The 818-nt window shown below is 76.7% G+C and carries 2 protein-coding genes; one reads left to right on the top strand and one right to left on the bottom strand.

Going from position 1 to position 818, the window contains the following annotated elements; all coding sequences use genetic code 11:
- Window positions 1-410: alpha/beta hydrolase fold domain-containing protein (locus GTW08_RS05505; protein ID WP_161151507.1), on the bottom strand; the 410-nt coding region annotated here is incomplete at its 3' end.
- A gap of 93 nt (window positions 411-503) precedes the next feature.
- Here GTW08_RS05505 and GTW08_RS05500 point away from each other — a divergent pair.
- Window positions 504-818, top strand: a 315-nt coding sequence (locus tag GTW08_RS05500; protein WP_202416433.1) for a hypothetical protein, incomplete at its 3' end; no start/stop codon positions are given.

Below are 818 nucleotides of genomic sequence, written 5' to 3'. Positions count from 1 at the left end.
GCGGCCCAGGCGTCGTCGAGCGGCGCGGGGTGCGGGTGCTCGGGCGCGAGCCGGTAGTCCACCGCGACGACGACCGCGCCGGTCGCATTCGCCACCCGCCGGCACACCGGGTCGTGGGTCTCCAGGTCCCCGACGACCCAGCCGCCGCCGTGCAGGTAGAGCACCACGGCCGCGCCGTCGTCGCCCTCGGGGACGTAGGTGCGCAGCGGCACCGGGCCCGCCGGGCCGGGGACGGTGTCGTCGTCGACCCGGCCGACCTGCTCGGGGACGAACCCCGGACCGCGTCGGGCCAGGGCGAGCGACCGGTAGTGGGCCCGGGTGGCGACCGGGTCGCCGTCGCGGACCAGCGGCAGGGCCCCCGCCCCGGCGAGGGTGTCGAGCACGGTCCGGAACGCGGGGTCGAGCGCCATGGCCGTGACGCTAGCCGGTCCCCGGGGGATGCGCAGACACTATTGTTCTAGTACATTGCGAACAAGTTCGGATCACTCGACGAGAGGGACGCCATGACCACACCCGTCGTGCGCACGAGCCGTCGCCGGCTCCTCGCCACCGCACCGGCCACCGCACTGACCGTCGCGGGCCTGGCCGCCCTGGTGGCCACCCAGCCGCCCGGCCGGACGCTCCAGACCACCCTCGCGGTGGTCGTCGTGGGCCTGCTCGCGATCGGGCTGCCGCTGCTGCGGCTGCGCTCCGGGCGGCCCGACGTGGAGCGCCGCGCCGTCGGCACCGCCTGGGCCTTCGCCGTCATCGTGTGGTGGGTGCCCGGCACCCGGCTGGCTCCGCAGGTCCCGGGCTGGGCCTGGACCGCCGGCGTCCTG

The sequence above is a fragment of the Pseudonocardia sp. SID8383 genome (assembly GCF_009864975.1).
GTDB lineage: Bacteria > Actinomycetota > Actinomycetes > Mycobacteriales > Pseudonocardiaceae > Pseudonocardia > Pseudonocardia alni.
Note: the sequence above shows the minus strand (reverse complement) of the source record. Positions and strands in the feature narration are given on the sequence as shown.